Genomic DNA, 24,436 nt, shown 5'->3' on the forward strand with positions numbered 1-24,436 from the left:
CTGTCGCGCCGAAGCCCGGCGCGCGGATGGAGGTTGGTCGAGTTATGTCGGTCGTGGTGTTCACCGCGCTCACCGTGGCGGCGTTCGCGCTGCTGGGGTTGATCCAGCGCGGGGTGGAGAAGTTGTGACCGCGAATCTGGTCGGTCTGGTTCTCGCCGTCGGCTCAGCGGTCTATCTGGTCGCGGCGCTGCTGTTTCCCGAGAGGTTCTGAGTGAGCACGACAACCGCGGGGATCGTCTTCGTGGCCTCTCTGATCCTTGCGCTCGCGCTGGTGCACGTGCCGCTGGGCGACTACATGTACCGGGTCTACGACGGACGCGAGCATTCGCGCGTCGAACGTCTCGTCTACCGCGCGATCGGAGCGCACCCCGAAGTCGAGCAGCCTTGGCCCGCGTACGCGCGCAGCGTGCTGGCCTTCTCGGCGGTCGGCATTCTCTTCCTGTTCTTCTTCCAGCTCGTACAGGGCCGGTTACCCCTGCACCTGAACGATCCGGGCACCGAGATGACGCCCGCGCTGGCCTGGAACACCGCGGTCAGTTTCGTCACCAACACCAACTGGCAGAACTACTCCGGTGAATCCACCCAGGGCCACCTGGTGCAGATGGCCGGGCTCGCGGTGCAGAACTTCGTCTCGGCGGCGGTGGGCATGGCGGTGGCCGTGGCGCTGGTACGCGGGTTCGCTCGCAGGCACACCGGCGATCTCGGCAACTTCTGGGTGGACCTGGTGCGCGGCACGCTGCGCATCCTGCTGCCGATCGCCTTCGTCTTCGCGCTCGTGCTGGTGGTGGGCGGTGTGATCCAGAATTTCCACTTGCACGACCAAGCGGCGCGGACGCTGAGCGGGACGCGGCAGACCATCACCGGCGGCCCGGTCGCCAGCCAAGAGGTGATCAAGGAACTCGGTACCAACGGCGGGGGCTTCTACAACGCCAACTCGTCGCACCCGTTCGAGAACCCGGCCACCTGGACCAACTGGGTGGAGATCTTCTTGCTGCTGGTGATCAGCTTCTCGCTGCCGCGCACCTTCGGCCGGATGGTGGGCAGCCGCAGGCAGGGCTACGCGATCGTCGCGGTGATGGGGACGATCGCACTGATCAGCGTCACGCTGACGAACCTGTTCCAGCTCCAGCACCACGGCACGGTGCCGACCGCGATCGGCGCATCGATGGAAGGCGTGGAACAGCGTTTCGGCGTGTCGAATTCGGCGACTTTCGCCGCCTCGACCACGCTGACCTCGACAGGCGCCGTCGACTCGTTCCACGACTCCTACACCAGCCTCGGCGGCCTGATGACGATGTTCAACATGCAGCTGGGCGAAGTCGCGCCCGGCGGCACCGGATCGGGGCTGTACGGCATGCTGATCCTGGCGGTGATCACGGTGTTCGTCGCCGGGTTGATGGTCGGCCGCACGCCGGAGTACCTCGGCAAGAAGATCACACCGCGCGAGATCAAGCTGGCCGCGTCGTATTTCCTGATCAGCCCGCTGATCGTGCTGGTCGGCACCGCCGCGGCCATGGCGATGCCAGGCCGGCGCGCGAGCATGCTGAATTCGGGGCCGCACGGTCTGTCGGAGGTGCTGTACGCCTTCACCTCGGCCGCCAACAACAACGGCTCCGCCTTCGCGGGACTGACCGGCAACACCGAGTGGTACAACACCGCGCTGGGCCTGGCCATGCTGTTCGGCCGTTTCCTGCCGATTATCTTCGTGCTCGCCCTGGCCGGTTCGCTGGCTCGGCAGGGCACCACTCCCGCGTCGATCGGCACGCTGCCGACACACCGGCCGCAGTTCGTCGGCATGGTCGTCGGCGTGACGGTGATCCTGGTCGCGCTCACCTTCCTGCCCGCGCTGGCGCTCGGGCCGCTCGCCGAAGGAATCCACTGACATGTCCAGTTCCGCAATCGATGACCTGGTCGCGGCGCGGGCCGAGTCCGATCGGCGGCGGCGGGCCAAGAGTGTCCCGAGCGGGGTTCTCGACCCCAAGATGCTGCTGACCTCGCTGCCGGACGCGGTGCGCAAGCTCGATCCGCGCACCCTGTGGCGCAACCCCGTGATGCTGATCGTCGAACTCGGCGCGGTGTGGTCGACCGTTCTCGCGCTGGTGGACCCGAGCTTCTTCGCCTGGGCGACCGTGGTGTGGCTGTGGCTCACCGTGCTCTTCGCCAACCTGGCCGAGGCCGTCGCGGAGGGGCGCGGCAAGGCGCAGGCCGACACCCTGCGCAAGGCGAAGACCGACACCGTCGCGCGGCGGCTGGTGGAGTGGTCGCCGGGCGCGCGGCTGGTCGAGGAACGCGTCGCCGCCACGGACCTGCGCCGCGGCGATCACGTCGTGGTCGAGGCCGGGCAGGTGATCCCGGGCGACGGCGACGTCGTGGAAGGCATCGCGTCGGTCGACGAGTCGGCGATCACCGGTGAATCCGCGCCGGTGATCCGCGAATCCGGCGGTGACCGCTCGGCGGTGACCGGCGGCACCACCGTGTTGTCGGACCGGATCGTCGTGCGGATCACCCAGGAACCCGGCCGCAGCTTCATCGACAGGATGATCGCGCTCGTAGAGGGCGCGAGCAGGCAGAAGACCCCGAACGAGACCGCGCTGAACATCCTGCTCGCGGCGCTGACGATCATCTTCGTCTTCGCGGTCGTCACGCTGCAGCCGATGGCGATCTTCAGCAAGGCGAACAACCCGGGCGTGCCGGACACCTCGGCGCTGGACGCGCACGGCGTCACCGGCATCGTGCTGGTCTCGCTGCTGGTGTGCCTGATCCCCACGACCATCGGCGCGTTGCTGTCGGCGATCGGCATCGCGGGCATGGACCGCCTGGTGCAGCGCAATGTGCTCGCCATGTCCGGTCGTGCCGTCGAGGCAGCCGGAGACGTGAACACCCTGCTGCTGGACAAGACCGGCACCATCACGCTCGGCAATCGTCAGGCCGCGGACTTCGTCCCGGTGCCCGGCGTGAGCACGGCGGAACTGGCCGACGCCGCACAGCTTTCCAGCTTGGCCGACGAGACGCCGGAGGGACGTTCCATCGTGGTCTACGCCAAACAGGCCTACGGTCTGCGGGAGCGGACGCCCGGCGAGCTGAGTCACGCGCGGTGGGTGGAGTTCACCGCGCAGACCCGGATGTCGGGCGTCGATGTCGAGGACCGCATGCTGCGTAAGGGCGCGGCGAGTGCGGTCACCGAATGGGTGCGGTCTCGGGGCGGTTCGGTGCCCGCTGAACTCGGCGCGACCGTCGACGGCATCTCCGCCGCGGGCGGCACGCCGCTGGTCGTCGGCCAGGTCGACGGCGACGGCGCCCGGGTGCTCGGCGTGATCCACCTCAAAGACGTGGTGAAGCAGGGCATGCGCGAGCGGTTCGACGAGATGCGCAGCATGGGCATCCGCTCGGTGATGATCACTGGCGACAACCCGTTGACCGCTCAGGCGATCGCGGACGAAGCGGGTGTCGACGACTTCCTCGCCGAGGCGACGCCGGAGGACAAGCTGGCGCTGATCAAACGGGAACAGGAGGGCGGGCGGCTGGTCGCGATGACCGGCGACGGCACCAACGACGCGCCCGCGCTCGCGCAGGCCGACGTGGGCGTCGCGATGAACACCGGGACGTCGGCCGCCAAAGAGGCGGGCAACATGGTGGATCTGGACTCCGACCCGACCAAGCTGATCGAGATCGTCGAGATCGGCAAACAGTTGCTCATCACGCGCGGGGCGCTGACGACGTTCTCCATCGCCAACGACATCGCCAAGTACTTCGCGATCATTCCTGCGCTGTTCGTGCCGCTGTTCCCCGGTCTGGACCTGCTCAACGTCATGCGGCTGTCCAGCCCGCAGTCGGCGATCCTGTCCGCGGTGATCTTCAACGCCGTCGTCATCGTGGCGTTGATCCCGCTGGCTTTACGCGGCGTGCGTTACCGGCCGTCGAACGCGTCGAAGTTGCTCAGCCGCAACCTGACCGTCTACGGGCTCGGCGGCATCATCGCGCCGTTCCTCGGCATCAAACTCATCGACCTCACGGTCCAGTTCCTCCCCGGGATGTCCTGATATGCGCCTTTCAACCTGGATCCGGCAGCATCTCGCCGCCCTGCGCGCATTGCTCGCGCTCACGGCGATCACCGGAATCGTGTATCCCCTGGCGGTTCTCGCGGTAGCCCAGCTCCCCGGCCTGCACGAGAAGGCGGACGGGTCGCTGGTCGAGGTGAACGGAACGACCGTAGGTTCCAGCCTGATCGGGCAATCGTTCACCGCCGCCGACGGTGCGGCTCTGGTGCAGTACTTCCAGAGCCGTCCCTCGGCCGCCGGTGACGGCTACGACCCGATGTCCACCGCCGCGAGCAATCTCGGACCGGAGGACATCGTCGACACACCGGCACGCGCGAGCCTGCTCACCACGGTGTGTGCCCGCAGCAAGGAGGTCGGCGACCGTGAGGGGGTCGACGGCAGCCGTCCGTTCTGCACGAAAGACGGTGTGGGCGCGGTGCTCTCGGTACTCGGACCGCGCGACCGCGATGGCGGCGTCGCGCATCCGGTGCGGGTGGTCAGCGTCAACGAGGCGTGCCCGGCGCGGCCGTTCGTCACCGCCTACCGCGGCGTCCGGGTCGACTGCGCCGAACCGGGACAGGATTACTCCGCCGGGCGTGTCGTCCCGATCCGGGGCGACGCGCCCGCCGATCCGGCGGTGCCGGCCGATGCTGTCGCCGCGAGCGGGAGTGGACTGGACCCGAACATCTCTCCGGAGTACGCGGCCATCCAGGTTTCCCGCGTCGCGAAGGCGCGCGGGGTTTCCGAAGACCAGGTCCGGGCCCTGGTGGACGAGCACACCAGCGGCCGGACGCTGGGATTCCTCGGTGAGCCACGCGTGGACGTCCTCCAGGTGAATCTGGATCTGGATCGCCGGTACCCCTACCGCGGGTGAACGCGGGCGGTGCCGTGTGCCGCCCGCGGCGGTCAGTGGCCGCGCGCGATCCAGTCGGCGAGGAAGGGTTTCTCCGCGCCGATGGTGGTGGAATCGCCGTGCCCGGTATGGACCGTGGTCTCCTCCGGGAGCGTCAGCAGGCGTTCGCGAATCGACTCGATGATCGTGCCGAAATCGGAGAACGAGCGGCCGGTCGCGCCGGGCCCACCGGCGAACAACGTGTCGCCGGTGAACACGACCTTCGCGTCGGGCAGATGCAGTGCGACCGATCCGGGGGAGTGGCCGGGCGTGTGCAGCACCTGGATCTCGCTGTCCGCCACGGCGATCCGAGTACCGTCCGCGAGCGGCCGGTACTCGGCTTCCGGATGGGTCATGCGCCACAGCGGCTCGTCCCCAGGATGCAACAGGATCGGGGCGTTCAGCCGCTCGGCCAGCTCGGGAGCGACCGTCACGTGATCGTTGTGCCCGTGGGTGCACACGATCGCGCGGACCGTGCGCCCGGCGACCGCCGCGACGATCGGGTCGGCGTCGTGGGCGGCGTCGATGACGACCACCTCGTCGTCGCCGCCGACCAACCAAATGTTGTTGTCCACCGCCCAGGTGCCGCCGTCGAGACAGAAGTCGCCGGAAGTGACGACGCGGTCGATGCGGGCGGTCACCAGACCACCACCGAGCGCAGCACGTCGCCGGCGTGCATCTTGGCGAAGGCCCCCTCCACCTGGTCGAGGCCGATGCGTTCGGTGACGAAGCGGTCCAGCGGCAGCCGTCCCTGGCGGTGCAGGTCGATCAGGGTGGGGAAGTCGCGTTCCGGCAGACAGTCGCCGTACCACGAGGACTTCAGCGCGCCGCCGCGGGAGAACAGGTCCAGCAGCGGCATCTCGATGGTCATCTCCGGCGTCGGCACGCCGACGAGAACCACCGTGCCCGCCAGGTCGCGGCCGTAGAACGCCTGCTTCCAGGTCTCCGGCCGCCCGACGGCGTCGATGACGACGTCGGCGCCCCACCCGTCGGTGTACTCCTGGATCTTCTCGGCCACGTCCTCGGTGGTGGCGTCGACCGTGTGAGTGGCGCCGAAGTCGATGGCCCAGCGCAGTTTCCGGGCGTCGCGGTCGACCGCGATGATGGTCTTCGCCCCGGCCAGCCGGGCCCCGGCGATGGCCGCGTCGCCGACGCCGCCGCAGCCGATCACCGCGACGCTGTCGCCGATCGAGACGTTGCCGGTGTGCAGCGCCGCGCCGATGCCCGCCATCACGCCGCAGCCGAGCAGGCCCGCCACCGCGGGGTCGGCGGCCGGATCCACCTTGGTGCACTGGCCCTCGTGCACGACGGTCTTGTCGACGAACGCGCCGATGCCCAGCGCGGGTGCCAGCTCGGTTCCGTCGGCGAGCGTCATCTTCGCGCTCGCGTTGCGACTGTCGAAGCAGTACCAGGGACGGCCCCGTTTGCACGCCCGGCACTCGCCGCAGACCGCGCGCCAGTTGAGGATCACGTAGTCGCCTTCCGCCACGTGGGTGACCGCGGCGCCGACGGTCTCCACCACACCGGCGGCCTCGTGGCCGAGCAGGAACGGGAAGTCGTCGGTGATCCCGCCGTCGCGATAGTGCAGATCGGTGTGGCAGACACCGCACGCCTGCACCCGCACCACCACGTCGTGCGGGCCCGGATCGGGGATCACGACCTCGGTGATCTCCACCGGTGCGCCCTTGCTGCGGGCCACGACCCCGCGGACGGTCTCCGACACCTGTGCCTCCTGAGCGAGTTCGTCGGGACGCGGATCCGGCCGCTCGGCGGATCCGCGAGCTGAACACCTGTCCATACAGCTGTTCCTGATGGAACCCTACCGCCGGATGGCGCCGAGGCGCGCGTTTCGAGCGGGAATCGGCCCGGAGGTTGACATTCCACTTTGGAGGGTTATGATGGAGTAATATTCCACTATGGAGGGTGGAACCGTCGATAGGACCAAGCATGGACATCTCCACCGGCACCCGCGCCTCGAATGCCGAACGCGACGCCGTGGTGCGCCTGCTCGGCAGGCATATGGCAGACGGGCGGCTGGATCTGCCCGAATACGACCAGCGCGTCGCCCAGGTGTACGCCACCACCGATCGCGAGGACCTGCGCTCGGTGCTGTCCGATCTGCCCGACCTCGGCAAGGACGCCGCCGCACCGGCTGCCGCGCGCCCGCGCATCCCGATCTGGCAGCGGATCGAAGGCAGCACCTGGCTCGGCGTGAGCCTGCTGGTGCTCGTCATCTGGGGCGCGATCTCGCTGAGCGTCGGCGCGTTCACTTACTTCTGGCCGATCTGGGTGATCGGCCCGTGGGGCGCGGTCCTCGCGTTCCGCATGGTGGCCGGCTTCGAGAACGGCCGTTTCACCCAACGGATGAGCTGAGCTTCGCTGCGCTGCCACCCGGTTCGCCGGGTAGCAGCGCCGTTTTCCTCCCCTACCAGCCGCGCCGGGAGGACTCGTGCGAGGTTTCGTAGCGTGATCGCTGATCGCCGCGGTGGCGGCGGCCGGGCGGCGGTTTGTCGTAGGTCCGTTCCGGGCCTCGGTCGAAGGGGCCGTCGTAGGGCTCGTGCCGCTCTCGCCGCCTGGTCTTGGGCTCGAGTTCCGTGGGCGTCTGCGGGTTCCCCCTGCGCCCGGTCTGCCGACCCGTTCGCGGCTGCCGGACCTCCGCGTCGTCGTATTCGTCCGGCTGTCCGCCGGCATGGCGCGGGTCGTCGGCGGGCGCTTGATGCCGACGTCTCGGCAGATCAGGACGGCCCGGCGTAGGACGGGCGATCGGGTCCGCTCCGCCGGTCCGGGGGGATCGATGGCCCTGCCGAGCGGGTTCGGGCTCGTCGCGGTGGCGGCGCGCGGGCGAAGCGTAGTCGTCGGACGAGCGGGTCTGTCGTGCGGCGGGCCGGGGAGCGTCCCCGCGAACTCGATCGGCATCGTGACGCCAAGACTGCGAATCGTCCCCTCTGCGCTGGGCGGAGCGCCTTTCGCCCCGCGCGGGCGTTGGTTCGGCGGATCCTTGCCGGCGGGCTCGGGCGTCCACGGCTTCGGTGGGCGTGCGCGCGGCGCCGGACGCGTCGCGCGACGGCTTCCGGGGGGACCTGCCCGCACGGGGTGGCTGCGGGGGACGCCCCGGCTGGAGCACGGGGAGTTCGCGGGTTTCCTGTGTGGCGCTGACGCCCTTCTCCCGATAGGTCGCGGGAATGTCGTGCGCGCGCAACCATGCGCCGGGGTCGTGGCGGGCTCCGGCGTCGAGCCAGGGGATGGTCTCCTCGAGCAGGTCGAGGAGATCGCCGGGCCCGTCGCCGAGTGCGACGCGGATGGCGGGGAATGTGTCTGGCTGGAACGTCCACTTCCACTCGGATCGTGGCGGTGCGCCACTGTGCCCGCGGCCGTGCACGACGAGGTCGCCGGAGCGGGAGATCTTGGCCCGCACCGTTCGCCTGCTCGACTCGATCACGAGTTCGCCCGTCTCGGTGCGAGTGACCTGTTCCATCTCGTCGTGGTCGTCGGGCTCGCCGGGGTCGCTGTCGTCGTCGTGGTCGACGCGGCGCAGCCATTTCGTCATCGCGCCCAGCGGGAACAGTGGCTGCGGTTCGTCCGAGCTACCGGTTCGGGTGATCCGCAATGTCCGCGCTATCCCGGCAACGAAATCGCCGCGCCCAGGTTCGGGCACGTCGTCGTCCTCGGGGTCGGTCACGGGCGCGGGCCGCGCGCCGACGCCGCTGCGCGCGGGTCGTCGGCCGGTGCCGTACGCCGGGTCGGCCGAGCGCCCTGCTCGACCGCGAAAATTCCCAGAACTGGGAGTTTCGTCCTCGTCCTGGTCGTCCCACGGCGGGTCGGCGTCCTGCTCCAGCGCCCGCAGCTTGATCTCGAACCACGCCGCGGCCAGGGCGCCCGCCGCGAGGGCGGCCGCGACCGCCACCTCCACCCGCACATCGCTGAGCAGAGCGCTCTTGCTGCGCTCACAGGCGTGCAGGAACACCAGGCTGCCGAGAACCAGCCCCGTGATCCGGGCAAGGCGGAACCGCGTGCTTGTCCCTGGCGAAGGGGCCGACATCGTGGTGCGCTCCCGAACGTTCCGCTGGCGAATCAGAGGGATCGTATGTGGCCGGAGCGCGCGACGTCAGTGCCAGTTCGAGACCGCCCGGAATCGGCGGACCAGCGAGCCGGGAGCGGGTGGCCGATCGACCGAGCGCGCGGGCGCTTTCCGCGCCGCGGCGCGTCCCGCGCCGGGCCGGCGCAACCGACGTGACCGGGTGCGGCCGACACGGCCGGGAGCCGCGTCGGCAAACCTCGGGCACATCGAAATGCGCGCGAACCGGCGGCGAGTCGATAACCTACGGATGTCGCCGAACCGCCACTCGGCCGCGTGCGCCGTCGGGGCCGGGAAACGCCCGGCACGCGACGGATACCATGACTGGTCGCCGGGATGCGCTGCCTCGACCACGCGGAACGGCCGACCGGGCAGAACACGGAAAGGTCGTCGAACTTGCACCTGAAGAGCCTGACGTTGAAGGGCTTCAAATCCTTCGCGTCCGCGACGACGTTGCGGTTGGAGCCCGGCATCACGTGTGTGGTCGGTCCGAACGGATCGGGCAAATCGAACGTCGTCGACGCGCTCACCTGGGTGATGGGCGAGCAGGGCGCGAAGGCGCTGCGCGGCGGCAAGATGCAGGACGTGATCTTCGCGGGCACCGCCGGACGCGCACCGCTCGGCCGCGCCGAGGTCACGCTGACCATCGACAATTCCGACGGCGCGCTGCCGATCGACTACGCCGAGGTGTCCATCACCCGGCGCATGTTCCGCGACGGCGCGGGCGAATACGAGATCAACGGCAACTCCTGCCGCTTGATGGACGTGCAGGAGCTGCTCAGCGACTCGGGCATCGGCCGGGAGATGCACGTCATCGTCGGGCAGGGTCAGCTGTCGGCCATCCTCGAGTCGCGCCCGGAGGACCGGCGCGCGTTCGTCGAGGAGGCCGCCGGTGTGCTCAAGCACCGCAAACGCAAGGAGAAGGCGGTCCGCAAGCTGGAGGCCATGCAGGCCAACCTGGCCCGGCTGACCGACCTCACCACCGAATTGCGCCGCCAGCTCAAACCGCTCGGCAGGCAGGCCGAAGTGGCCCGCAGGGCGCAGACCGTGCAGGCCGATCTGCGCGACGCCCGGCTGCGCCTGGCGGCCGACGACCTGGTCACCCGCCGCGCGGAACTCGCGAGCCAGCAGAGCAAGGAGGCGTACGCGCGCGAGCAGCAGATCACCGTGCAGACCGAGCTGGACGCGGCCAACGCGGCGCTGGCGCAGCAGGAATTCCAGCTGTCGCGGCTGACGCCGAGCGCCGAGGCCGCCGCCCAGATCTGGTTCCAGCTCTCGGCGCTGGCCGAGCGGGTCAACGCGACCATCCGGATCGCGGGCGACCGGGCGCGGCACCTGGACGCTGCCGCTCCGGTCAGCACCGGCCGCGATCCCGAGCAGCTCGAGGCCGAGGCCGACCGCGTCGAAGCCGAGGAAGCCGAGCTGCGCGAGGCGGTCGAGATGGCCGCCGAGACCCTGGAAGCGGCCAGGGACCAGCTGGCCGAACGTGAACACGCCGCCAAGGCCGCCGAGCAGGCGCATCTGGCCGCCGTGCGGGCGATCGCCGACCGGCGCGAGGGCGTGGCCCGGTTGTCCGGCAAGGTCGACACGCTGCGGGCCAGGGCGCAGTCGGTGGACGCGGAGATCGCGCGCCTGTCGGTCGCCATCGCCGACGCCCGCCACCGCGGCGAGGCGGCGCAGACCGAATTCGACACGGTGCAGGACGAACTGGCCGAACTCGACGCGGGCGAGGCGGGGCTCGACGCCCAGCACGAGCACGCCGTGCAGGCCCTCGAACTGGCCGATCAGCGCGTCACCGAACTGCGTGAGCAGGACCGCGAGGCAAGCAAGCGGGTCGCGTCGCTGAGCGCGCGCATCGAGGCGCTGGGGATGAACCTGGCCCGCCGCGACGGTGTGGCCTGGCTGGTGGAGCACCGCGAACAGGGATTGCTCGGACCGCTGTCGGGCCTGCTGCGCGTGCACGCGGGCTTCGAGGCGGCGGTCGCGGCCGCGCTGGGCCCGCTGGCCGACGCCGTCGCCGCCGATACCGGCGAGTCCGCGCACGCCGCGATCGAAGCGCTCAAGGACGCCGACGGTGGCCGCGCCGCCGTGGTCTTCGGCACCGACAGCGGCGAGCCGCCGAAGCCGGGCGCCTTGCCCGGCGGCGCCCGCTGGCTGGTCGACGTGGTGGAGTGCCCCGACCCGGTGCGCGGCGCGATCGCGGCGCTGACCTCGGGAACCGCCGTGGCCGACGACCTGCCGTCCGCCCGCGCGCTGGTCGCGGCGCGGCCCGAGCTGCGTGTGGTCACCCGCGACGGCGATCTCGCCGGAAACGGCTGGCTGCTCGGTGGTTCGGATCGCGCGCCCAGCCAGCTGGAGATCCAGGCCGACATCGATGCCGCCCGGGCCGAACTGGTCGCCGCGCAGCGCCGCGCCGAGGAACTCGAGGCCGCGCTGTCCGGCGCGCTCGAGGAACAGTCCGACCGCAAGGACGCCGTCGACCAGTCGCTGCTCGCGCTGCACGAATCCGATCAGGCGCTGGTCGCGATCTACGAACGGCTGGGCAGGCTCGGCCAGACCGCCCGCACCGCGCACGCGGAGAGCGAACGGCTCCTCGGCCAGCGCGACGATGCGGAGGCCGGCCGGGAAGAGGCACTGGCCTCGCTGGCCGAGCTGGAGGATCGCCTGCGGCACGCGGAGCTCGAACAATCCGAGGTGGACGCCGACGGTGCGGGCGCGGCGGGCACCGAATCCGCGGGCCGCGCACGCGAGGAGGCGGCGGCCGCGCTGGCCGAGGCGCGCGCGATGGAGGTCGAGGCCAGGCTTGCCGTGCGCACCGCCGAGGAACGAGCGGAATCCGTACGCGGCAAGGCGGATTCGCTACGCCGCGCCGCGCGCGCCGAACGGGAGAACCGGGCGCGGGCCGAACGCGCCCAGGCCGCGCGCAAGAAGGCGGCGGAGGTGGCCGCCGCGGTCGCCGAATCCGGTGCGAAGATCGCCGCCGAGCTGGAGCGCGTCGTCGGGGAGGCGGGCGCTCGGCGCGACGAACTGGTGCGCAGGCGCTCGGAGTGCGCCGCACAGGTCGAGCAGGTCAAGGAGCGGGTGCGCGCGCTCACCGCGCAGCTGTCCCAGCTCACCGACGCGGTGCACCGGGACGAGGTGGCGAAAGCCCAAGCCGCGCTGCGCATCGAGCAACTGGAGGCGACCATCGCCGAGCAGTTCGGCATCGCTCTGGACGACCTGATCGCCGAATACGGTCCGGATGTGCCGCTGCCGCCCTCGGCGCTGGAGATGCAGGAGTACGAGCAGGCCAAGGAGCGGGGCGAGCAGGTCAGCGAGCCCGCCCCGATGCCGTACGACCGGCAGACCCAGGAGCGCCGTGCCAAGCGCGCCGAGAAGGACCTCGCCACCCTGGGCAAGGTGAATCCCTTGGCGCTGGAGGAATTCGCGGCGCTGGAGGAGCGCTACAACTTCCTCGCCACCCAACTGGAGGACGTCAAGAGCGCGCGCAAGGATCTCCTGGACGTGGTCGCCGAGGTCGATGCCCGCATCCTCCAGGTGTTCACCGAGGCATACGCCGATGTGGAGCGCGAGTTCGTCGAGGTGTTCGCGAAACTGTTCCCCGGTGGCGAGGGCAGGCTGCTGCTCACCGACCCCTCGGACATGCTCACCACCGGCATCGAGGTGGAGGCCCGGCCGCCGGGCAAGAAGGTCAAGCGGCTGTCCCTGCTGTCCGGCGGCGAGAAGTCGCTGACCGCGGTCGCGTTGCTGGTGGCGATCTTCCGCGCCCGGCCCTCGCCGTTCTATGTGATGGACGAGGTCGAGGCGGCGCTGGACGACACCAACCTGCGCCGCCTGATCGGCCTGTTCGAGCAGTTGCGGGAGAAGAGCCAGCTGATCGTCATCACCCACCAGAAGCCGACGATGGAGATCGCCGACGCGCTCTACGGCGTCAGCATGCGCGGCGACGGCATCACCCAGGTGATCTCTCAGCGGCTGCGCGGGGAGAACCTGGCCCCGGTGGGCTGAGCCGCCACACGGTCATCCGCGGCGTCCGGGGAGGGTGACGGTGCCGGAGTCCAGATCGACCAGCGGATCGTCGCCCGAGATGCGATCGTCGACTTTCGCGATCGCCACCCACTCCTTGCGCTCGTGGATGTGCTTGCGCGACGGCCCGAATATCTCGTCGACTTCGGCGCCCACCGGGTCACGGTGGGCTCGTCTGCGCAGGCGTACCACTATGCCGAGGGTACGCCGCGCCCGCCGCACCACAACGCGACGACGCGGTACCCCGGATGGCCGGCTCGCCACGCGGCGAGCGCGCGTAGCTCGATCAGCTCGGTGAGCAGGCTGATGCGATATCGAGCGGACCTCGTACGCACCAGCCTTCGGCGCCGCCCACCCGGCTCCCACACGGCCTCGGTCGGCCGATCGTCTCCGCCGCGAAGCCCAGCGGCCACGGCGGCCGGCCGGATAGGCATCCCCGCTCACCCGGCCGGATTCACGGGCGACAGCTGCCCGCCACCGTCAACGCGCCCAGGCGGCGTGGGGCCGTGACCGGCCGACGCCGGTCACCGTCCAGCGCCCGCCTTCTCGCTGTCCAGCAGCGCTTTGATCTGCGCCGCCCCGGTTTCCGCCAGCCAGGCGTCGAAGGTCCGCAGTCCGGGATGGATCCGGCGGATCTCGTCGACGTCGGCCCTCCATCCGCCGGTGTGCCGCATCAAGCGCCAGGTGTTGCCGATCTCCGCACCGATGGCGTCCGCCTCGGCTTCGGAGACCTCGTGATAGCGGACGGGGTGGCCGGTCGCCGCACTGATCGCCGCGGCGGCCGCGGGCGGAGCCAGTACGTCGCCCGCGAGTTCCAGGACGCGGCCGTGGAATCCGTCCGGATCGGCGAACGCCAGAGCGGCGATGTCGCCGATGTCCGCGAGCGCGATGACCTTCATCGGGCCTTCGGCGGGAAACAGGTGCCGGTGCACGCCGTCGAAGATGCCGTCGACGGGCGACGTACGCAGCAGGTAGTTCTCCATGAAGCGCACGGGGCGCAGCAGCGTGTAGCGGATGCCTGCGGCGACGATAGCCTCTTCGATGCGCTGCTTTCCGGTCGTGCCCCAGGATGTGTTGTCGCCCATCGACGCGATGCCGGTGAACACGATCTGCCGCACACCGGCGTCGAGCGCCGCGCGCACGATCGCCTGTCCGCGTGCGGCTTCCAGGTCGACGTCCCAGCCCTGTGCGCGGTAGGCCGCGGGCGGGACCAGGAACAGCCCGGTGACACCGGCCAGCGCCGCGGGCAAGGTTTCCGGCGAATCGAAATCGCCGACGACGAGTTCCGCACCGGCCGCGGCCAACTCGCGTGCGGCCGGCGCGTGCGCGTCGCGGACCAGCGCGCGCACCGCCCTGCCGTCCGCCAGCAGCTTGCGGGCGGTTACGCCGCCCTGTTTGCCGGTGGCGCCGGTGACCAGGATGAGGGTGTGCTGAAAGGACATGCTTCGCCTTCTCTGCTCGATAGAATCGGGTTGGGTAACCCGGATTCGGACGATACGGGTGCCGCGACCCGATCCACTAGGGAACTTGTCGGAAGGCCGTAACGAAATGACCGCATCGCTCGCTCCCGCCGCGACGTCGCGCGCGGACGCCCGGCGCAATCGAGCCCGCGTGCTCGCGGCCGCGCAGCGCGCCTTCGCCGAGCAGGGCGCCTCGGTGTCACTGGCCGAAGTCGCCCGCAGAGCCGGTGTCGGGGCGGGCACGGTCTACCGGCACTTCCCGACCAAGGCCGATCTGCTGGAAGCCGTTATGCAGCAGCGCATCGACGGGCTGGCGCGGCTTGCCGCCGAGCACGTCGGCGCACCGGACGCCGGGGCCGCCTTCTTCGACTTCTGCGCCACCGTGATCGCCACCACGCCCGGCAACCAGGCCTTGTGCGACTTGGTTCAATCCGACGACGGCTGGCCGCGGGCGCTCTTGCAGAGCGCGGGTGTGCGGTTTCACCGCGCACTGGACGTGCTGCTGCTAGCCGCTCAGCGGCAGGGCGCCGTCCGCGCCGACATCGGGATCGATGACGTGCTCGCGATCTTCACCGGATGTGTTGCGATTCAACAGCTTCGGAAGACCCGGGGCGGCGTCGACCGTACCGCCGCGATCGTGCTCGACGCGCTGCGGGCAGGGCCGGGTGCGGCGATCGTAACGGAACGCGCGAGCGTGGACGAGAGTCGTAACGAAACGACCGAACATAACGAAAACGGGGGCGCGGATTGTCCGGTGTGTCACGCACCGGTGCCCCGCGCCGGGATCGGGCGCAGGGCGAAATACTGCTCGGCGGCATGCCGTCAGAAGGCGCACCGTCGACGTGTCGCGGCGGCGCGCTAGCGGCACTGGCGCAATTGCGCCATGTGGTGCGCTGTTGAGACATGACGCCGATCGCAGAGCGAGGGCAGTGCCTGTCGGCCGCTCCCGCGGCGGCCGATGGGGGAGTGCTAGCGGCGAGTCAGAGCAGATCGCTGACGTCGTCGGGCACGTCGACGGCGTACTTGCGCAGGATGTCCATCGAGATCACTTCCAGGGCGTTCTCATGCGTGGCGGCCAGGATCACGGGGGCGGCGACGCCGTCCTCGTGCGCGTGCAGCCATCGCACGGCCACCACGCACCATCGGTCGCCCGGCTGGAGACCGGGAAAATTGTTCTCTGGGCGCGGCGTGCTCAAATCGTTTCCGATGGACGCCTGATGTTCCAGGAATTCTGCCGTGACGACGGTGCACACGGTGTGGCTGCCCAGATCCTCCGGCCCGGTACTGCAGCAGCCGTCCCGGTAGAAGCCGGTGAGAGGATCGGTGCCGCACTCTTCCAGCGGCCCCCCAAGCACGTTTCGATCGGTCACGTCGCCGATCCTATTGTCCCTTCGCGAGAAGTTCCGCAGGACAAGAAATCTGGAGGGCTGTGTCGGTGCCCGCCCGGGCATGTCCACGGCCCGGGACCTGCGGTGTTCGCCGGACTCGTGCGGCTTGCCGGGGGCGGCGACTCGCGCACCCGGTGCGGCTCGGGGCCGGGTACGTGACGAGCGGTCTGCAAGGATGGTTCGCGTGAGTCCCGAAGTCTGGATCCTGATCGCCGCGGTCGCCGCACTGCTGCTCGTCGTGCTCGTCGCCGGTTTCGTCCGGTACAAGCGCGGCCGCGTGTCGCTGACTCCGCCCACGCAGGACAAGGAGGTGACCGATCGGTCCGGTGGTTACACCGCGTCCGGCGGATTCGCCTTCAGCCGGGGCGGCACGGCGACCGAACCGCAACCGGTCGAGCGCACCGATACCGAAGGACAGCCGCACGTCGGCGACGACGCGGCGATCCCGCGCGACGCGCCCAGACGCGGCATCACCAACGTTCCGTTGCCGGACGCGGACGTCGCCGAGGCGCCGCCGGCCGCCGGGGCCGCGCCGGTCGAACCCGAGACGGCACCCCCCGCCACCGACGCGGTGGCGCCGCCGGAGGGTCCGGTCGCCGACAGCGCGCCCGGCACGGCGGACGAGACCGAGGCCGCGGACACGGCCGCCGAGCCGGTCACCGCGGGCCCGGACACCGCAGCGGCCACCGACCTGGTCGCTCCCGACACGCCCGCGGGCGTCGAGGCGCCCGCCGCGCTGGAGGAGATCGAACCCACGGCCGGCCGCCTGGTCCGGTTGCGCGGACGCCTGTCCCGCTCGCAGAACGCGGTCGGCAAGAGCCTGCTCGGCCTGCTCGGTGGCGGTGACCTCGACGAGGACTCCTGGGAGGAGGTCGAGGACACCCTCGTGCTGGCCGACCTCGGCACCGCCAGCACCACGGCGGTCGTCGCACGGCTGCGTTCGGAGATGGCGGCGCGCAGTGTGCGCACCGCCGACGAGGCCCGTGCGGTGCTGCGCGACGTGCTGATCGAGCAGCTGCGACCGGAGCTGGACCGCTCGGTGCGCGCGCTGCCGCACCCGGACCACCCCTCGATCCTGCTGGTGGTCGGCGTGAACGGCACCGGTAAGACCACCACCACCGGCAAGCTGGCGCGCGTGCTCGTCGCCGACGGCCGCCGCGTGCTGCTCGGCGCGGCCGACACCTTCCGCGCCGCGGCCGCCGACCAGTTGCAGACCTGGGGCGAGCGGGTCGGCGCCGACACCGTCCGCGGCCGCGAAGGCGCCGATCCCGCCGCGGTCGCGTTCGACGCGGTGGCGGCGGGCATCGAGCGCGGCGTGGACGCGGTGCTCATCGACACCGCCGGGCGGCTGCACACCAAGACGGGACTGATGGACGAGCTGGGCAAGGTCAAGCGCGTGGTGGAGAAGAAGGCCGCCGTCGACGAGGTCCTGCTCGTGCTGGACGCGACCGTCGGGCAGAACGGGCTGACCCAGGCCAGGGTGTTCGCCGAAGTGGTCGACATCACCGGCGTCGTGCTGACCAAGCTGGACGGCACGGCCAAGGGCGGCATCGTCTTCCAGGTCCAGCACGAACTGGGCGTGCCGGTGAAGCTGGTCGGGCTCGGCGAGGGCGCCGACGACCTGGCTCCGTTCGAGCCCGCCGCGTTCGTGGACGCACTGCTGGGCTGAGTCTTCCCGCTCGCAGGCTCCTTCGAAAGGGACTGCGGCCCGCGCTGTTCCGGTCGGCGGGCCGCGGTCCATCCCGGGCCCCGGGAATGCGAGGGCGGTCACACCCCGGATGTTTGCCGAGTCCTCCTCCGCGATAACGAATGTCCGATTCCCGGACGACTACCTCACAGCGCCGGAAAACGCCTGGTGTACGTGACGAAACGTAGTGGCAACACAGCTGCGCCATCCGTTCACGTAGGTGAAACACGTCAGCTCTACGGATGAAACACCGAGTAAGGACCCTTCTGTTCAGGTCCATTTGCCGGAATCGGCGGGGCCCGAGATGAGGAGGACATTAAAGTGGCGTTTCCACTTACCGGTGCACCGGATACCGGTGACACCGCATGGATGCTGGCGAGCTCGGCGCTGGTGTTGCTGATGACGCCGGGCCTGGCTTTCTTCTACGGCGGCATGGTCCGGTCGAAGAACGTGCTCAACATGATCATGATGAGCATCAGCGCCATGGGCCTGGTCGGCGTGCTGTGGTCGCTGTACGGATACTCGACGGCCTTCGGTGACAACAAGTTCGGCCTGATCGGTGACCCGACGCAGTTCTTCGGCCTGAAGGGCCTGATCGGCGGCAACTCCGTCGCCGAGGTCAAGGACGCGGCGGGCGCGGTCACCACCGAAGCGGTGAACATCCCGCTCGCGGGCACGATTCCGGCGACCGTCTTCGTCGCCTTCCAGCTGATGTTCGCCATCATCACGGTTGCCCTCATCTCGGGCGCGGTCGCCGACCGCTTGAAGTTCGGCGCGTGGCTGCTCTTCGCGGGCATCTGGTCCACGGTGGTCTACTTCCCGGTCGCGCACTGGGTGTTCGACTTCGACGTGAAGGACGCCGACGGCAACGTCGTGCACGAGGGCGGCTGGATCGCCAACAAACTGCTCGCTGTCGACTTCGCGGGCGGCACGGCGGTGCACATCAACGCCGGTGCGGCCGGTCTGGCCCTGGTGCTGGTGCTCGGCAAGCGCAAGGGCTGGCCGACGACGCCGTTCCGCCCGCACAACCTGCCGTTCGTGATGCTCGGCGCCGGTCTGCTGTGGTTCGGCTGGTTCGGCTTCAACGCAGGTTCCGCGGTGACCTCCGGTGGCCTCGCCGGTTCCACCTTCGTCACCACCACCATCGCGACCTGCGCCGCGATGCTGGCCTGGCTGCTGGTGGAGAAGATCCGCGACGGCAAGCCCACCTCGCTGGGCGCTGCCTCGGGCATCGTGGCGGGTCTGGTCGCCATCACCCCGTCCTGTTCCTCGGTGAACGTGCTCGGCGCGCTCGCCATCGGCGTCGTCGCCGGCGCGCTGTGCGCCCTCGCGGTCGGCCTGAAGTTCAAGTTCGGCTTCGACGACTCGCTCGACGTGGTCGGCGTGCACTTGGTCGGCGGCATCGTCGGCACCCTGATGGTCGGTTTCGTCGCGGCGCCCGAGGCGGGTGCGGCCAAGACCGGTCTGTTCTACGGCGGCGGAGTCGATCAGCTGTGGCGGCAGGCGGTGGGCGCCGGTGTGGTACTTGCGTTCTCCTTCATCGCGACGCTGATCATTGCCTATATCGTGAAGTTCACCATTGGGCTGCGCGTGAGCGAGGAAGCAGAGTCGGTGGGCTTGGACGAGTCCGAGCACGCGGAAACCGCCTACGACTTCGCCGCTCTGGGTAGCACGGCACGTTCGGCCGTCAAGGAGGCATGACGAACATGAAACTGATCACCGCAATCGTCAAACCGTTCACGCTCGAGGACGTCAAGTCCGGGCTCGAGCAGGCGGGTGTGTTGGGCATGACCGTCAGCGAGGTCCAAGGGTACGGCCGGCAGAAGGGCCACACCGAGGTGTACCGCGGCGCGGAGTACTCCGTCGATTTCGTGCCGAAGGTCCGCGTCGAGGTCGTCGTGGACGACGCCTCCGTCGAGAAGGTCGTGGAGGTGATCGTGGAGGCCTCCCGCACCGGCAAGATCGGCGACGGCAAGGTCTGGGTCACTCCGGTGGAGTCCATCATCCGGGTGCGGACCGGCGAACGCGGCACCGACGCGCTGTAGCGGAAAACGAGTCGAGCGGCGGCCCCGCTCCCGCCGGACCTCCCGGTCGGGGCGGGGCCGCGCGCATGAAATGGGCGGTGGGTTGTGGGTAGTCAGTACCAGCACGACGGTGATCCGAAGGTCACCGGAGAAGGCAACGGCAAGGTGTCCAACGGCGCGGCCGACCTGGTCCGTGCGCGAACCCAATTGCTCGACGGCGGCCAGCCGCGCAATCCCCGGCTCGACGCCGAGTCGTTGCGCCAGGCCCTGGTCGACCTCTACGAACTGTGGCTCACCAGCAAGGGCGCCGAGCTGGGCATCGCTCCCGACAGTGGCTTGGCCGTGGTGGCCGTCGGCGGTCTCGGCCGCGGCGAGATGCTGCCGTTCTCCGATCTGGATCTGGTGCTGCTGCACGACGACGTCGACCCGGCCCGGGTGGCCGAGGTCGCCGACCAGCTGTGGTACCCGCTGTGGGACGCCCACATCAAACTCGACCACAGTGTGCGGACCGTTCCGCAGGCGCTGCGGGTGGCCTCGGACGATCTCATCGCCGCGCTGGGCATGCTCGAGGCCAGGCACATCATCGGCGACCAGGAATTGAGCAACCTGCTGATCGGCGGGGTGCGCCGGGAGTGGCGCACCGGCATCCGCTCCCGGTTCGATGAGCTCATCGCCCAGGCCCAGGCCAGATGGGAGCGCAACGGCGAGATCGCGCACCGCGCCGAGCCCGATCTGAAGAACGGGCGCGGCGGGCTGCGCGACATCCAGCTGCTCGACGCGCTGGCCATCGCCCAGCTGACCGACGCGATGCCGGGACTGGGCCCGGACGTGCCGGGCGGCGGATTGAAGCAGGCGCATCGGCGCCTGCTCGACGTGCGCACCGAACTGCACCGCGTGGCGGGCCGGGCCCGCGACCAACTGCGGGCGCAGGACGCCGACGAGATCGGCGCGGCCCTGCGCATCGGCGATCGGTTCGATCTGGCGCGCACCCTGAGCGATTCGGCCCGGACGGTCAGTTACTCCGTGGACGTCGGACTGCGCACCGCGGCCAACGCGCTGCCCCGCCGGGGATTGGCGCGCCTGCGCCGGATGCCGGTACGCAGGCCGCTGGACGAGGGGGTCGTCGAGCACGCGGGCGAAGTCGTGCTGGCCAGGGACGCCCGCCCGCAGCGCGACCCAGGACTGATCCTGCGCGTGGCGGCCGCGTCGGCGCAGACCGGTCTGCCCATGTCGGCCACCACCTTGAACCGGCTATCGGAGGACGCCCCCGAACTACGCGAGCCGTGGCCCAAAGATGCCCTCAACGACCTGCTGGTGCTGTTGGGCGCGGGCCGCGGCACCATCGACGCGATCGAGGCGCTCGATCGCACGGGCTTGTGGGGCAGGCTGCTGCCGGAGTGGGGCGCCGTGCGCGATCTGCCGCCGCGCGACGTCCAGCACATCTGGACCGTCGACCGCCATCTCATGGAGACCGTCGCCTACGCGGGCGGGCTGAGCACCCGGGTGGCGCGCCCGGACCTGCTCGCCCTGGGCGCGCTGCTGCACGACATAGGCAAGGGCCGCGCGGGCGATCACAGCGCGGTCGGCGCGGAACTGGCCACCCACATCGGCCGCCGCCTCGGTCTGTGGCCGTCGGACGTCCGCACCCTCAGCGCGGTCGTGCGTCATCACCTGCTGCTGCCGGAAACCGCGACCCGGCGCGATCTGTCCGATCCGGAAACGGTGCGGTACGTCGTCGACGCGCTCGACGGTGATCCGCAACTGCTGGAACTGCTGCACACCCTGGCGGAGGCGGATTCGCAGGCGACCGGTCCCGGCGTGTGGGGCGATTGGAAGGCGTCGCTGATCGGCGAACTGGTCCGGCGCTGCCGGTTGGTCATGGCGGGCGACCAGCTGCCGACGCCGGAGCCGATCGCACCGGACTTGATCGAGCGGGCCCGGGCGGGCGGGGTGCACGTCGATCTGAAGCCAGGGGAGAGCAAGCACACCTATGTCGTCACCGTCATCGCGCCCGACAGCTCCGGGCTGCTCTCCGACGCCGCGGGCGTGCTGGCGCTGCATTCGCTGCGCGTGCTGTCGGCCGCGCTCGGCGTCGAAGGCTCCTCCGCGGTGGACACTTTCGTCGTCGCGCCCAAGTTCGGCGATCCGCCGGATCCGGGACTGCTGCGCCAGGAACTGATCCGCGCCACGGCCGGGGACCTGGACGTCTCCGCGGCGCTGGCCAAACGCGAGCGCGAGGCGAGCACCATCGGCCGCAGCCGCTACGCGCAGGCGCAGCCCCGCCTGATCTGGTCGGACACCTCGGTGCCCGGTCAGGTGATCCTGGAATTGCGCGCTGAGGACCGGGTCGGCTTGCTCAGCCGCCTCGCCGCGGAGCTGGCCGAGTGCGGAGCCGATGTCCGCTGGGCCAAGGTGGTCACGATGGGCTCGGCCGTGGTCGACAGCTTCTGCTTGGATCTGGGCCCCGAGGACGGTCCCGCGCGCCGGGAAACGATCGAGAAAGCGCTTCTGGCGGTGGTTCCCAGAACTGCGCCGAAGCCTCCTCCGGAAGGTCTCGCGAATGCCGAAAAAGGCATTTAGCAGCAGATTTATCCGGTGATCAATCCGTTGCGAGATATTTGCTGCATCCGAACTCCCGCCTCGTGACCCGCCCCTACGATCTAGATCGTCTGGCTATCGCGAGCACGAGGGGAGCAGGTCGGTGGCAATTGAAGTCGTTTCGGCGTCCACGATGACGAGTGACGAGACCACGCACATGGCACGCTGCGTCGGCGGCGACCGCTGGGTGGTCTCCTGGCTTCCGGGTCGCACCCTGACCGGGCGACAGGCGGTGACCGCGATGACGATCGCCTCGACCGTCGCCACCTCGCCCATCCCGAGCACGGCGGAGTGGGCCGTCCTCGACGGCCTGGCCCTGCAGCTGGGCCTGACCGCCAACGAGGCGGTCTTCATGGTGGCCGAGGAGAATCACGACTACCGCAAAACGGCCAAGCCGCGCCGTCGCGTGCTCGACTAGCGGCCTCGCTCCGCGCGGAAGGACGCACCGCCTGCGCGAACATGCGGGCGATCCCATTACCCTGGGAGAGAATGTGACGTCCCCCGAGATCAGGAGCGCGATCGGTGTTCGAATCCCTGTCCGACCGGCTTACCGGTGCCCTCAAGGATCTGCGCGGTAAGGGGCGTCTGTCACCGGCCGACATCGACGCCACCTGCCGCGAGATCCGCCTGGCCCTGCTGGAGGCCGACGTCGCGCTGCCCGTGGTCCGCGGATTCATCGGGCGGATCAAGGAGCGCGCCAAGGGCGCCGAGGTCAGCGCGGCGCTGAACCCGGCGCAGCAGGTCGTGAAGATCGTCAACGAGGAACTGATCGGCATCCTCGGCGGCGAGACCAGGCGGCTGAACCTGGCCAAGAACCCGCCGACCGTGGTCATGCTGGCCGGTCTGCAGGGTTCCGGTAAGACCACGCTCGCGGGCAAGCTGGCGAAACTGCTGAAGGGGCAAGGCCACCAGCCACTGCTGGTGGCGTGTGACCTGCAGCGTCCCGGCGCCGTCACCCAGCTGCAAGTGGTCGGCGAGCGTGCGGGCGTACCCGTCTACGCGCCGCACCCCGGCACGTCCGTCGGCGGCGGGGAGAACCCGCTGGGCATCTCGGCCGCCGATCCGGTGAACGTGGCGCGCGGCGGCGTCGAGGAGGCTCGGCAGAAGCAGTACGACGTCGTCATCGTCGACACCGCGGGCCGTCTCGGTATCGACGAGGAGCTGATGCGCCAGGCGGCGGGCATCCGCGACGCCGTGCAACCGGACGAGACTCTGTTCGTCCTCGACGCGATGATCGGCCAGGACGCGGTCAACACCGCCGAGGCGTTCCGCGACGGCGTCGGCTTCACCGGCGTCGTGCTCACCAAACTCGACGGCGACGCCCGCGGCGGTGCGGCGCTGAGTGTCCGCGAGGTCACCGGTGTGCCGATCCTGTTCGCCTCGACCGGTGAGAAGCTCGAGGACTTCGACGTCTTCCACCCGGATCGCATGGCCAGCCGCATCCTCGGCATGGGTGACGTGCTCACCCTGATCGAGCAGGCCGAACAGGTCTACGACGCCAAGCAGGCCGAGGAGGCCGCCCGTAAGATCGGCAGCGGCGAGCTGACGCTCGAGGACTTCCTCGACCAGATGCTGGCTATCCGCAAGATGGGCCCGATCGGCAACCTGCTCGGCATGCTGCCGGGCGCCGGTCAGATGAAGGACGTGCTCGCCCAGGTCGACGACAAGCAGCTCGACCGCGTGCAGGCGATCATCCGCGGCATGACCCCGGCCGAACGGGCCAACCCGAAGATCATCAACGCCTCGCGCCGCCTGCGCATCGCCAACGGTTCCGGAGTCCAGGTCTCCGAGGTCAACCAGCTCGTCGACCGCTTCTTCGAGGCCAAGAAGATGATGGCGATGATGGGCCGCCAGATGGGCCTGCCCGGCTCCCGCCGCGGCAACGCGAAGAAGGGCAAGAAGGGCAAGAAGGGCGGTCGTGGCCCCACGCCGCCGAAGGTACGCGGCGGCTTCCCGGGGATGGGCGGCATGCCCGCCGGGATGCCCGACCTGTCCAACATGCCCGCCGGTCTCGACCAGCTGCCGCCCGGGTTGGAAGGATTCGACCTCAGCAAGCTGAAGTTCCCGAAGAAGTAGGACACTCGCGCCGCCCGCGCTCTTCGTGGGCGGCGCCGGTCCGTGTCGCGCCGCGCTCTGCTTCGCGGCTCGGTCATGCGGCGCGCGCGGGAAAGCCGGACGGCCTTCGCGGCCGAGCCTCACTCGGAGGACCGATCGGGGAATCGGACAGTAGGTTGGAGGCCGACGAGTTC

At 70.1% G+C, this 24,436-nt stretch carries 20 protein-coding genes; 14 read left to right on the forward strand and 6 right to left on the reverse strand.

Annotation, left to right across the window (positions count from 1 at the left end; genetic code table 11):
* The first annotated feature begins 26 nt into the window (after positions 1-26).
* From ABZ552_RS04595 to ABZ552_RS04615, 5 genes are all read left to right on the forward strand, one after another.
* Positions 27-128 (forward strand): potassium-transporting ATPase, encoded by a 102-nt coding sequence (locus ABZ552_RS04595; protein WP_195083923.1) that lies wholly within the window; start codon positions 27-29, stop codon positions 126-128.
* Complete coding sequence (gene kdpF, locus ABZ552_RS04600; RefSeq protein ID WP_357436005.1) at positions 125-211, forward strand: K(+)-transporting ATPase subunit F; 87 nt, start codon at positions 125-127, stop codon at positions 209-211. Before ABZ552_RS04595 ends, kdpF begins: the two co-directional genes overlap by 4 nt.
* Positions 212-1,882 (forward strand): potassium-transporting ATPase subunit KdpA, encoded by a 1,671-nt coding sequence (gene kdpA, locus ABZ552_RS04605; protein ID WP_357435618.1) that lies wholly within the window; start codon positions 212-214, stop codon positions 1,880-1,882.
* A gap of 100 nt (positions 1,883-1,982) precedes the next feature.
* Entirely contained in the window at positions 1,983-4,040 is a 2,058-nt protein-coding gene (gene kdpB, locus ABZ552_RS04610) for a potassium-transporting ATPase subunit KdpB (RefSeq protein WP_357436007.1), read from the forward strand.
* Position 4,041: 1 nt separating this feature from the next.
* A complete protein-coding gene (locus ABZ552_RS04615; protein ID WP_357435620.1) occupies positions 4,042-4,911 on the forward strand; it encodes a potassium-transporting ATPase subunit C in 870 nt (289 codons plus the stop codon).
* A 32-nt stretch (positions 4,912-4,943) separates the two neighbouring features.
* Here the strand turns inward: ABZ552_RS04615 and ABZ552_RS04620 are convergent, their stop codons facing one another.
* Together ABZ552_RS04620 and ABZ552_RS04625 are read right to left on the reverse strand one after the other, a co-directional pair.
* Positions 4,944-5,570, reverse strand: coding sequence for an MBL fold metallo-hydrolase (locus ABZ552_RS04620; RefSeq protein ID WP_357435622.1), 627 nt, complete (start codon positions 5,568-5,570; stop codon positions 4,944-4,946).
* Positions 5,567-6,652, reverse strand: a complete 1,086-nt coding sequence (locus ABZ552_RS04625; RefSeq protein ID WP_281878488.1) for an S-(hydroxymethyl)mycothiol dehydrogenase — start codon at positions 6,650-6,652, stop codon at positions 5,567-5,569. Before ABZ552_RS04625 ends, ABZ552_RS04620 begins: the two co-directional genes overlap by 4 nt.
* A gap of 224 nt (positions 6,653-6,876) precedes the next feature.
* Here ABZ552_RS04625 and ABZ552_RS04630 point away from each other — a divergent pair, with 224 nt between their 5' ends.
* Positions 6,877-7,302: a DUF1707 domain-containing protein gene (locus tag ABZ552_RS04630; protein WP_281878491.1), complete on the forward strand. Its 426-nt coding sequence runs from the start codon at positions 6,877-6,879 to the stop codon at positions 7,300-7,302.
* Positions 7,303-7,354: 52 nt separating this feature from the next.
* Here ABZ552_RS04630 and ABZ552_RS04635 read toward each other — a convergent pair whose 3' ends face one another.
* Positions 7,355-8,968, reverse strand: coding sequence for a hypothetical protein (locus tag ABZ552_RS04635; protein ID WP_357435624.1), 1,614 nt, complete (start codon positions 8,966-8,968; stop codon positions 7,355-7,357).
* 432 nt (positions 8,969-9,400) lie between these two features.
* Between ABZ552_RS04635 and smc the strand changes: the two genes are divergently transcribed.
* Positions 9,401-13,012: a chromosome segregation protein SMC gene (gene smc, locus ABZ552_RS04640; RefSeq protein WP_357435626.1), complete on the forward strand. Its 3,612-nt coding sequence runs from the start codon at positions 9,401-9,403 to the stop codon at positions 13,010-13,012.
* Positions 13,013-13,024: 12 nt separating this feature from the next.
* Here the strand turns inward: smc and ABZ552_RS04645 are convergent, their stop codons facing one another.
* Both ABZ552_RS04645 and ABZ552_RS04650 read right to left on the reverse strand, forming a co-directional pair.
* Positions 13,025-13,186 (reverse strand): hypothetical protein, encoded by a 162-nt coding sequence (locus tag ABZ552_RS04645; protein ID WP_281878495.1) that lies wholly within the window; start codon positions 13,184-13,186, stop codon positions 13,025-13,027.
* A 368-nt stretch (positions 13,187-13,554) separates the two neighbouring features.
* Entirely contained in the window at positions 13,555-14,472 is a 918-nt protein-coding gene (locus tag ABZ552_RS04650; RefSeq protein WP_281917686.1) for an NmrA family NAD(P)-binding protein, read from the reverse strand.
* Between the two features lie 169 nt (positions 14,473-14,641).
* Here ABZ552_RS04650 and ABZ552_RS04655 point away from each other — a divergent pair, with 169 nt between their 5' ends.
* Positions 14,642-15,352: a TetR/AcrR family transcriptional regulator gene (locus ABZ552_RS04655; protein ID WP_281878498.1), complete on the forward strand. Its 711-nt coding sequence runs from the start codon at positions 14,642-14,644 to the stop codon at positions 15,350-15,352.
* Positions 15,353-15,470: 118 nt separating this feature from the next.
* Here the strand turns inward: ABZ552_RS04655 and ABZ552_RS04660 are convergent, their stop codons facing one another.
* Positions 15,471-15,860, reverse strand: coding sequence for a DUF2237 domain-containing protein (locus ABZ552_RS04660; protein ID WP_040836797.1), 390 nt, complete (start codon positions 15,858-15,860; stop codon positions 15,471-15,473).
* 202 nt (positions 15,861-16,062) lie between these two features.
* On the opposite strand from ABZ552_RS04660, the gene ftsY reads away from it, so the two are divergent.
* The 6 genes from ftsY to ffh all read left to right on the forward strand — a co-directional run bounded on the left by ftsY (position 16,063) and on the right by ffh (position 24,263).
* The gene (ftsY, locus tag ABZ552_RS04665) at positions 16,063-17,547 is read left to right on the forward strand and encodes a signal recognition particle-docking protein FtsY (RefSeq protein WP_281878499.1); all 1,485 of its coding nucleotides are present in this window, start codon (positions 16,063-16,065) and stop codon (positions 17,545-17,547) included.
* Between the two features lie 339 nt (positions 17,548-17,886).
* A complete protein-coding gene (locus ABZ552_RS04670) occupies positions 17,887-19,266 on the forward strand; it encodes an ammonium transporter (RefSeq protein ID WP_281878500.1) in 1,380 nt (459 codons plus the stop codon).
* Positions 19,267-19,271: 5 nt separating this feature from the next.
* Positions 19,272-19,610, forward strand: coding sequence for a P-II family nitrogen regulator (locus ABZ552_RS04675; protein WP_159838907.1), 339 nt, complete (start codon positions 19,272-19,274; stop codon positions 19,608-19,610).
* Between the two features lie 144 nt (positions 19,611-19,754).
* Positions 19,755-22,169: a [protein-PII] uridylyltransferase gene (locus ABZ552_RS04680; RefSeq protein ID WP_281880824.1), complete on the forward strand. Its 2,415-nt coding sequence runs from the start codon at positions 19,755-19,757 to the stop codon at positions 22,167-22,169.
* A 121-nt stretch (positions 22,170-22,290) separates the two neighbouring features.
* A complete protein-coding gene (locus ABZ552_RS04685) occupies positions 22,291-22,605 on the forward strand; it encodes a hypothetical protein (RefSeq protein ID WP_236566590.1) in 315 nt (104 codons plus the stop codon).
* Positions 22,606-22,709: 104 nt separating this feature from the next.
* Positions 22,710-24,263, forward strand: a complete 1,554-nt coding sequence (ffh, locus tag ABZ552_RS04690) for a signal recognition particle protein (RefSeq protein WP_281878501.1) — start codon at positions 22,710-22,712, stop codon at positions 24,261-24,263.
* Positions 24,264-24,436 lie beyond the last annotated feature (173 nt).

The sequence above is a fragment of the Nocardia sp. NPDC019219 genome (assembly GCF_040632645.1).
Taxonomy (GTDB): domain Bacteria; phylum Actinomycetota; class Actinomycetes; order Mycobacteriales; family Mycobacteriaceae; genus Nocardia; species Nocardia sputorum.